The 4232-nt window shown below is 43.7% G+C and carries 7 protein-coding genes; 6 read left to right on the top strand and 1 reads right to left on the bottom strand.

The window, feature by feature from the left end; translation table 11 throughout:
- The 5 genes from Q0081_RS25960 to Q0081_RS25940 form a co-directional block, all read left to right on the top strand.
- On the top strand, positions 1-225 hold a 225-nt coding region (locus tag Q0081_RS25960), incomplete at its 5' end, for a hypothetical protein (protein WP_298360559.1).
- A 324-nt stretch (positions 226-549) separates the two neighbouring features.
- The gene (locus Q0081_RS25955) at positions 550-858 is read left to right on the top strand and encodes a helix-turn-helix domain-containing protein (protein WP_298360557.1); all 309 of its coding nucleotides are present in this window, start codon (positions 550-552) and stop codon (positions 856-858) included.
- The gene (locus Q0081_RS25950) at positions 855-2090 is read left to right on the top strand and encodes a type II toxin-antitoxin system HipA family toxin (RefSeq protein WP_298360554.1); all 1236 of its coding nucleotides are present in this window, start codon (positions 855-857) and stop codon (positions 2088-2090) included. The genes Q0081_RS25955 and Q0081_RS25950 overlap by 4 nt, the downstream gene beginning before the upstream one ends.
- Before the next feature lie 114 nt (positions 2091-2204).
- The gene (locus Q0081_RS25945) at positions 2205-2621 is read left to right on the top strand and encodes a hypothetical protein (protein ID WP_298360552.1); all 417 of its coding nucleotides are present in this window, start codon (positions 2205-2207) and stop codon (positions 2619-2621) included.
- A gap of 4 nt (positions 2622-2625) precedes the next feature.
- Positions 2626-2967 carry a type II toxin-antitoxin system PemK/MazF family toxin gene (locus Q0081_RS25940; RefSeq protein ID WP_298360550.1) on the top strand — a complete coding sequence of 114 codons (342 nt, stop codon included), beginning with the start codon at positions 2626-2628 and terminating at the stop codon, positions 2965-2967.
- Positions 2968-3310: 343 nt separating this feature from the next.
- Here Q0081_RS25940 and Q0081_RS25935 read toward each other — a convergent pair whose 3' ends face one another.
- Entirely contained in the window at positions 3311-3634 is a 324-nt protein-coding gene (locus Q0081_RS25935) for an ISAzo13-like element transposase-related protein (RefSeq protein ID WP_298360548.1), read from the bottom strand.
- Positions 3635-3915: 281 nt separating this feature from the next.
- On the opposite strand from Q0081_RS25935, the gene Q0081_RS25930 reads away from it, so the two are divergent.
- Positions 3916-4164 (top strand): hypothetical protein, encoded by a 249-nt coding sequence (locus tag Q0081_RS25930; RefSeq protein ID WP_298360546.1) that lies wholly within the window; start codon positions 3916-3918, stop codon positions 4162-4164.
- Positions 4165-4232: the final 68 nt, after the last annotated feature.

Raw genomic sequence — 4232 nt, 5'->3', positions numbered from 1 at the left:
CAAAAAAATAAACCCATTGCATGGTCAGAAAAAGGCAATTATGCCTTATCAACTTTGAGGGCAGAGGCTCTCAACTTAGCAAAAGCAGCATCAAGAACACTAAATATTACAGCAACAAAAAATTTGATGTTGATACCTTTTTCGGGAAGATGCAATGGGGGGCAAGACCCTCTGAAATTTCAACGAGAGCTGAGAGGTGAACAGAGAAGACTATATATTGTTTGACACAAACGAAAATAAATTTAAAAGTGCGTCTTTAGTAGATATTGTGTTGTTAAGCAACCGAAAAGCCCAATAACTTTTACCTACACAACAAAAAACGCTCGATTTTGTCGAGCGTTTTTTGTTATAGCCAACTTTACCGTGGGTTACCTCCTTACAGCCCGGCTATTTGTTGGCTGTGGTGGAGACGCAGGCCAAGGGGTTGGGGCGTATGGCACTTACCGTGTTACAAACACTCTGTTTATTTTTTGTGCGGTGTTGCTTAATTTTGTAAATTTGTACTACTATAGTGTTAGTAATAGTCGATAGTACAAGATAAATAATAATATGGTAGTACTTATAACAGTTTCAAAAGCACAACGAAAATTAGCAGCGAACATCCGTGAGCGACGTTTGCACATGGAGCTGACGCAGGAAGGCTTGGCCGCGCGATCCGGAGTTGCGCTGCCAACCCTACGTAAATTTGAACAAAAGGGGATTATTTCTTTAGAGTCTTTTCTGAAGCTACTGCTGGTAGTGGGTGGGTTGGAAGAAATCGTTGAGGCCATCAAACCGGTGCAACCGGCATTTGCTTCCATAGATGAAGTTTTGAAAGACGATGACCGTTCCATTCGTAAACGGGGACGTCATCAATGAAAGAGCATTTTTCAGTAAGGGAGATGAAGGTGGGTCTTCATTTTGGCAATGAAACGGTACCCGTAGGAAGGTTGGCTATCCGTGACCGTACCATCTACTTCGAATACCTTCCCTCGTTTATGAGTAAGGGTATTGAAATATCCCCAAGGATACTTCCCCTGAAGCCCGGTGTTTTTTCATTTTCGTATGGATTGTTTGAAGGACTTCCGGGCGTTTTTAATGATAGTTTGCCGGATGGTTGGGGGCGTTTGCTTTTTGATCGCCTGATACGCTCCAAAGGTATTTCACCGAATGAAATCACTCCGTTGGATCGTCTGGCCCATGTAGGAAACTGGGGCATGGGAGCGCTTGTTTACGAGCCGGACTACAGCGCCAGTGAAACAGAGGAGGCGATTGATCTTGATGTATTGGCTGAGCAGACACAGCAGGTATTGGCTGGCAGTGCCGAAGAGGTTCTTCAGGAGCTATTGGCCTTGAACGGTTCCTCGGCCGGAGCGCGTCCAAAAGCGATGATTGGCGTGGATGCGAGCCGCCAACATATTTCTCATGGCGTTTCTGGCCTTTCAGACGGTTACGAGCATTGGCTGGTTAAGTTTCCCAATACGCAGGATGATACAGACGCCGGGGCCATCGAATATGTGTATGCACTCATGGCCCGGGAAGCAGGAATTCAGGTTCCGCCGGTGCATTTATTTCCGGCAAATAGGGGTTCCGGTTTTTTTGCGGTTAAACGCTTTGACAGGGAGGGACAAAAACGTCTGCACGTGCATACGGCAAGTGGCCTCTTACACGCGGATTTCCGGATGCCTTCCCTTGATTATGAGGATTTGATCACCCTGACAGGCGTGTTGACGCGGGATGTCAGGGAAGCCGAAAAAATGTTTCGATTGGCCGTTTTCAACGTGTTGGCTCACAATCGGGATGACCACGCAAAGAACTTTAGCTTTCTAATGGATGAGACAGGCACTTGGAAATTGGCTCCGGCGTATGATCTGACCTTTTCCTCCGGGCCGGGCGGAGAACAGAGCACGATGGTTTTGGGAGAAGGACGCAATCTACGGATAGAACACCTGACTAAATTGGGGCTTGAAGCAAAAATTCCTGTAACGCGAATAAGGGAAATGATCGCTCAGACTCAAATGGCCTTGAGTAAATGGCGCTTACTTGCAAAAGAATACGGAGTTCTCCGGCCTACGATTGATTTGATTGAAAAGAAATTGGCAGGAAATTGAAAATGAGCTTGTACGCCGAAAATGAGGACAGGGATGTTTGACCGCTTATTGGCGAGTAGGGGAGTTTGAACCCATCCGTAGTTTTGTTATGTTTGTAAACCAAATGCTACCACCATGAGCCAGCGCGATTTAATCAGTCAGTTTAGCCAAATCAATGTACAGGCTGTAATAGGTTTGTTGGAAGTTCTGCATTCTGATTCGGGCAAGCGATTATTTGCAGAAATGGAAACCTTTACTGCCGACTTTGACCCTTATACGATTGGTCCGGAGGAGGCAAAATCATTGTTTGAATTGTTGAAAGTGTCCCAACGAACTGTAGAACTTATTGCCCACTATCACGAACTTACAGCCGCCTTTCCCGAAGGCATGTACAACGGCTATGCACGTATTCACTACGAACTTGCTCCGTGGGGAATATTGTTGGAAAAAGTAGCCAATGGCAAACTGCCTGATGCTGACGACCGCGAACACGAAATTTTAAAAGCGGCATCCCGCAGCAGAGGCCGTACACTCATAGCTCAAAAATTATAGGAAGGTGAATCAGCGTGATGTAGTGTTTTTGAATTACCTTTTACCCAACGGCCAATTTAAGCCACATCCTGCTGTAATCGTCTCAACTGCCGAACTCTACGAAGCCGAAGGCGTTTATTATGTCGTAATGCTATCTACTAAGGCACACAATCCTGATTTTATGGTAACGCTCACCCCCGATTCCTTCAACTACCCTACCGATACCAACTCCTTTGCCAAATGCCAACTACTTTTACAGGTGTCTGATTATGATATTATTAAGCGTTTCGGAAGTCTCAAAGCACAGCCATTCAAGGAAATCATAGACAGAATAAACGAAGCTGTTTTTGGATTGGGGAGCAAATAAGATGGGGTAGAAATTTACAATCAGATATCTATACTGCGGGATCTGCTATTTTGTTGGCTGAGGTGGAGATACAGACCCAGAGATTGTGGCGCATGGCACTTACCGTGTTACAAACACTCTGTTTATTTTTGGTGCGGAGTCTCCCGTTGGAAGACACCGCACAACGGGGGGCTTGGCTATTTTGTTGGCTGAGGTGGAGATACAGACCCAGAGATTGTGGAGCGTGGCACTTACCGTGTTACAAACACTTTGTTTATTTTTTGTGCGGAAGTCTCCCGTTGGAAGACACCGCATAACGGAGGGGTGTATGGCACTTACTGTGTTACAAACACTCTTTTTATTTTTAGTACGGAGTCTCCCGTTGGAAGACACCGCACAACGGAGGGGTAATGATGGCGAACTGCTCGTTTCGTTGGTTGTATGTTCCTGTGGCTAACTGCTTGCTTTGCTTACGGTAACCATATCCTAAATCTTTCAATAAGCGTTTAAACCAACCATTGCTAATACTGCTTTGATACTCATCGTTGTATAGTTTAGCTAACTCTTTGGGTTTCTTATTGACCCAAAAAACAGTTGATTCTGTGGGGCTACCTGCTTTAAATCTCTCTATAAAAGCAATTAATTGGGGCCTTAAATCAAGGTCTTGGCAATTTTTTTTTGCGGCCACCACCTACTCTGCGTTGCTTATCTATGGGTATTTCCGCATACTTACTTTCATCCGCATCGGCGGTCCGACACTAATTCAGAGATACCTTTATATAGGGTCCGAGTGGAAATTTCTAATAGACGAGCTATATAACGCTTGCCACCATGACCTAATTTTTGGGCTTCTATTGCTGCATAGTGACGTTGCTCTTTCTCTGATAAACGACTGTGATGTAGACGTATCAAGCGTTCTAATTCGGTGTCATAAAAGCGTTTCATGCTACAAGATTACAAAATAAACATGTGTTTACTTTAATTAATTGTAATTCCTTATTAACTTATCTTGCTAATAATAATCAACGAATTAACTACAAAACGTATCTTGATGATGGTTTATTTATAGGTTCAGGAGCAATGGAATCAGCTAATAAAGAGTTCATTCAAAAAAGAATGAAACTCTCAGTACAAAGGTGGACTTTAAAAGGAGCTCAACAAGTAGTGAATCTGAGAGTTATATTAAAAAATAATGAGTGGGATAAATTGATTGATTAAATAAAAATGGCAGCATAACAAACTTGTCCTACACCCGTCTTAAAATACAAGTTTTGAAATAGAATTTT

This window comes from Runella sp., from assembly GCF_027484545.1.
In the GTDB taxonomy this organism is placed as follows: Bacteria; Bacteroidota; Bacteroidia; order Cytophagales; family Spirosomataceae; genus Runella.
The sequence above is the reverse complement of the archived record's forward strand: the minus strand, read 5'-3'. Positions and strand labels throughout refer to the sequence as shown.

Bases quoted from the DNA above. Each gene is read 5' to 3' on its own strand.
- Q0081_RS25955 (WP_298360557.1), top strand. From the start codon at position 550: ATGGTAGTACTTATAACAGTTTCAAAAGCACAACGAAAATTAGCAGCG.
- Q0081_RS25950 (WP_298360554.1), top strand. From the start codon at position 855: ATGAAAGAGCATTTTTCAGTAAGGGAGATGAAGGTGGGTCTTCATTTT.
- Q0081_RS25945 (WP_298360552.1), top strand. From the start codon at position 2,205: ATGAGCCAGCGCGATTTAATCAGTCAGTTTAGCCAAATCAATGTACAG.